Below are 4,297 nucleotides of genomic sequence, written 5' to 3'. Positions count from 1 at the left end.
GTGCGGAGCAGGTGCGTGAGCATCTGTTGGACTGTGCGGCGCACGGTGTGCAGGGCGGGTTCCACGCGATCGGTGACGCGGCGATCTCGACGGTGCTGGAGGGCTTCGCGGGGGCGGCGGAGAGGTTGGGCACGGACCGGGTGCGGGCGGGTCGGCACCGCATCGAGCACGCGGAGATCATGAACAAGCGGTTGATCGCCGGGTTCGTGGAGTACGGGATCGTGGCGAGCATGCAGCCGGCGTTCGACCGGTTGTGGGGTGGCGCGGGGCGGATGTACGAGTCGCGGCTGGGCCTGGAGCGGTCGTTGGAGTCGAATCCGATGGGTGCGATGCACGGTGTCGGGGTGGCGTTGGCGTTCGGGTCGGATTCGCCGGTGACGCCGCTGGATCCGTGGGGTTCGGTGCGGGCGGCGGTGTGGCACCACAGTCCGACGCAGCGGATGAGTGTGCGGTCGGCGTTCGCGGCGCACACCCGTGGCGGGTGGCGTGCGGTGCGGCTGGACAACGAGGGTGTGCTGGCGTTGGGGGCACCGGCGACGTTCGCGGTGTGGTCGACGCCGGCGGGGGTGGACCGGGGGTTGCCGGTGTTGTTGGCCGCGGACCCGGAGGCGCGTGGTCCGCAGGACCCGACGCCGCTGCCGGTGTGTCGGCGCACGGTGTTGCGCGGTGACGTGATCTACGAGGAAGGGTCTTCGTGAGCGAGCGAACCATCGGTACGGCGTGTGGCGCCGTCGCGGGGCAGGGTCGGGTGACGGTGTGACGGGCAAGCTTGACCTTGATCCGCGGCTGGTGGCGCGGGCGCGGGAGTTGGCGCGTCGCGCCGGGCAGCCGGTGGTGGATCTGGCGCGCAGCCACACGACGGTGTCGGTGGAGCGGGCGGTGCTGCGTCTGGCCGGGGTGGCCGGCGCGGATCCGGACGGTATTCCGTGGGTGAACCGGCTCGTGGACGCGGTGGTCGCGGACGTGGGGTTGGGGCACGGGGTGGCGTTGCCGGTGTTCGACGCGCTCGCCCGGGAGCAGCTCGGGGACGTGACGTTGCTGGCGCAGAAGGCGGCGGCGGGGTCGGTGCGGTTCGAGGTGCCGACGGGGAAGGCGGCCACGGCGGCGCGGAAGGCGGCGCGGCGGGCGGTGGGTGCGGGGATCCGGGCGATCGACCGGCGGCGTGCGGAGCGCGACCGGCTGGTGAAGCGGTTCGGGGATCCGGCGCAGCGGCCGTGGATCTATCTGATCGTGGCGACGGGCGACATCTACGAGGACATTCCGCAGGCGCAGGCGGCGGCGCGGGCGGGCGCGGACGTCATCGCGGTGATCCGGTCGACGGGGCAGTCGCTGCTGGACTACGTGCCGGAGGGGGCGACGCGGGAGGGCTTCGCGGGCACGTACGCGACGCAGGAGAACTTCCGGTTGATGCGGGCGGCGTTGGACGAGTCGTCGCGGGAGTTGGGCCGCTACGTGCGGTTGACGAACTACGCGTCGGGTCTGTGCATGCCGGAGATGGCGACCCTGGCGGGCCTGGAGCGGCTCGACATGATGTTGAACGACTCGATGTACGGGATCCTGTTCCGGGACATCAACCCGATCCGCACGTTCGTGGACCAGCGGTTCTCGCGGCAGGTGCACGCGCGGGCGGGGATCATCATCAACACCGGTGAGGACAACTACCTGACCACGGCGGACGCGGTGGACGAGGCGCACACGGTGACGGTGTCGCAGCTGCTCAACGAGTTCTTCGCGCACGAGGCGGGGTTGGCGGACTGGCAGTTGGGCCTTGGGCACGCGTTCGAGATCAACCCGGACGTGCCGGAGTCGTTGCGGCTGGAGTTGGCGCACGCGTTGCTGGCGCGGGAGTTGTTCCCGGACGCGCCGTTGAAGTGGATGCCGCCGACGAAGCACATGACGGGTGACGTGTTCCGGGGCAATCTGCTGGACGGGTTCTTCAACCTGGTGGGCACGATGACCGGTCAGGGGATTCTGCTGGTGGGGATGATGACCGAGGCGGTGGTGACGCCGTGGTTGTCGGACCGGGACATCGCCCTGCAGAACGTGCGGTACGTGCTGGGTGCGGCCGGTGGGTTGCACGAGGACTTCGTGCCGGCGTCGGGCGGGTTCATCCAGCAGCGGGCCAACCGGGTGCTGGGTGAGGCGGTCGACCTGCTGGAGCGCATCGGTGATCAGTCGCTGTTGACGGCGATCGCCGAGGGCACGTTCGGGATCATGAAGCGGCCGGCGGACCGGGGCAAGGGGCTGGCGGGGGTGGCCGCGCACGAGGCCGGCTACTTCAATCCGGCCACGGAGATCCTGGAGGCGCCGGTGGCGGGTGGAGAGGTGGCACGGGCGTGAGCGCCGTCGAGGCCGGCGGGGACGCCGGGAAGAAGATCGTCCGGCCGTACGGGGACACCACGGGCGATGGCATGGTGCAGGTGTCGTTCACGTTGCCGGTGCCGCACGACAAGCGGGCCGAGGGCGCGGCGGTGCAGTTGGCGAACAAGATGGGCATCGATCCGGCGATGCTGGTGCACGCCAAGCCGATGAGTGACGGCTTCACGTTCTTCGTGGTGTACGGGCGGGTGAACCATCTGGTGGACCTGTCGGCGGTGCAGGTGGTGGAGCGTGACTTCCCGCTGCTGAGCGCCAAGGAGGTCAACGCGGTGGTGAAGCGGCGGTTGCGGCGCAAGTTGTCGGTGGTGGGGGCGTGCATCGGCACGGACGCGCACACCGTCGGCATCGACGCGATCCTCAACGTGAAGGGCATAGCGGGGGAGAAGGGCCTGGAGTACTACCGGGAGTTGAAGGTCACGAACCTGGGTGCGCAGGTGAGCGTGCCGGAGTTGGTGGAGGCGGCGCGGGTGGAGCGCGCGGACGCGGTGCTGGTGTCGCAGGTGGTGACGCAGCGCGACGCGCATCTGCACAACACGCGGGAGATGTCGGCGGCGTTCCGGGAGGCGATGCCGGCGGGGCGTCGGCCGTTGCTGATCGTGGGTGGGCCGCGTTTCGACGAGTCGATGGCCGGCGAGTTGGGCGTGGACCGGATCTTCGGTCGGGGGACCACCCCGGGTGAGGTGGCGAGTTTCCTGGTGCACGCGTTGGTCACGGAGAAGAAGGCGAAGGCATGAGTGATTCCCGGGTGGGTCTGACGGTCGTGCACCGGCGGTACGTGCCGTATTCGCACGCCCACTACGCCGGCAACCTGGTCGACGGGGCGTACGCGCTGGGGTTGTTCGGGGACGTGGCCACGGAGGTGTGTATCCGCACCGACGGTGACGAGGGGTTGTTCGCGTCGTACTCGGACGTGCAGTTCCGGGCGGCGATGCGGGCGGGTGACGTGTTGGAGGTGACGGCGACGGTGACCCGGGTGGGTACGCGTAGCCGCACGATCGACTTCGTCGCGGCCGTGGTGTGCCGGGGGCGTCCGGATCGGGGTGAGTCGGCGGCGGAGGTGCTCGGCGAGCCGATCGTGGCGGTCACCGCGACCGGCACGGTGGTCGTGCCGCCGGTGGCGTGAGGTACGCGGTCTGCGCCGACGTCGGGTCCACGTACACGAAGGTGGCGGTGGTGGACCTCGACGCGGGCGCGTTGGTGGCGGGGGCGTCGGCGCCGACGACGGTGGGCACGGACGTGCTGCACGGCCTGGACGCGGCGGTGGCGGCGGCCACCGCCGGCCTGGCGGCGGGTCAGGCGCCCTGGTACGTGTGTTCGTCGGCCGGTGGTGGGTTGCGGCTGGCGGTCGTCGGCTACGAGCGGCTGGTGACCGCGCAGGCGGGCCGGCGGGTGGGTCTGTCGGCGGGCGCGAACGTGGTGCACGTGGCCGCGGGTCGGCTCGGTGCGGCGGACCTGACGGGGCTGCGGGCGGCCCGCCCGGACGTGGTGCTGCTGGTGGGCGGCACCGACGGTGGTGACGCCGAGACGTTGACGCACAACGCGACGCGACTGGCGCGGGCCCGCTGGCGGGTGCCGGTGGTGTTGGCCGGCAACGTCGACGTTCGCGACGACCTGCACGCCGTGCTGGCTGCGGCGGGGGTGCCGGTGACGGTGGCCGACAACGTGCTGCCGCGCATCGGGGTGCTGGCGCCGGCGTCGGCGCGCTCGGCCATCCGGGAGGTGTTCCTGCGGCACGTGATCGGGGGCAAGCGGCTGTCGCGGGGGTCGCGGTTCGCGCGGCTGGTGCGGGCGGCCACCCCCGACGCGGTGCTGACGGGTGTGGAGGTGCTGGCCGACACCCTGGGTGGTGATCTGGTGGTGGTGGACGTGGGTGGCGCCACCACGGACGTGTATTCGGTGCTCACGCCGGACGAGCGGG

At 71.4% G+C, this 4,297-nt stretch carries 5 protein-coding genes; all 5 read left to right on the top strand.

Features of this window, described 5'->3' with window-relative positions; translation table 11 throughout:
* On the top strand, positions 1-698 hold a 698-nt coding region (locus F6X68_RS31105; RefSeq protein ID WP_151457594.1), incomplete at its 5' end, for an amidohydrolase family protein.
* A 58-nt stretch (positions 699-756) separates the two neighbouring features.
* On the top strand, positions 757-2,340 hold the full coding sequence (locus F6X68_RS31100; RefSeq protein ID WP_151457593.1) for a lysine 5,6-aminomutase subunit alpha: 1,584 nt from the start codon (positions 757-759) through the stop codon (positions 2,338-2,340).
* Positions 2,337-3,113: an OAM dimerization domain-containing protein gene (locus F6X68_RS31095; RefSeq protein WP_132237542.1), complete on the top strand. Its 777-nt coding sequence runs from the start codon at positions 2,337-2,339 to the stop codon at positions 3,111-3,113. Before F6X68_RS31100 ends, F6X68_RS31095 begins: the two co-directional genes overlap by 4 nt.
* Positions 3,110-3,502 carry a hotdog domain-containing protein gene (locus F6X68_RS31090; RefSeq protein WP_151457592.1) on the top strand — a complete coding sequence of 131 codons (393 nt, stop codon included), beginning with the start codon at positions 3,110-3,112 and terminating at the stop codon, positions 3,500-3,502. Before F6X68_RS31095 ends, F6X68_RS31090 begins: the two co-directional genes overlap by 4 nt.
* The coding region (locus tag F6X68_RS31085; protein WP_192581616.1) for a glutamate mutase L at positions 3,499-4,297 on the top strand (799 nt) is incomplete at its 3' end. The genes F6X68_RS31090 and F6X68_RS31085, both read left to right, overlap by 4 nt.

Origin of the sequence: Micromonospora sp. AMSO12t (genome assembly GCF_008806585.1) — a bacterium.
Taxonomy (GTDB): Bacteria; Actinomycetota; Actinomycetes; order Mycobacteriales; family Micromonosporaceae; genus Micromonospora; species Micromonospora reichwaldensis.
This window is presented reverse-complemented; position numbering and strand designations above follow the sequence as displayed.

What these genes read in the sequence shown, in the direction of transcription:
- F6X68_RS31090 (WP_151457592.1), top strand. Translation starts at nt 3,110, where the DNA reads ATGAGTGATTCCCGGGTGGGTCTGACGGTCGTGCACCGGCGGTACGTG.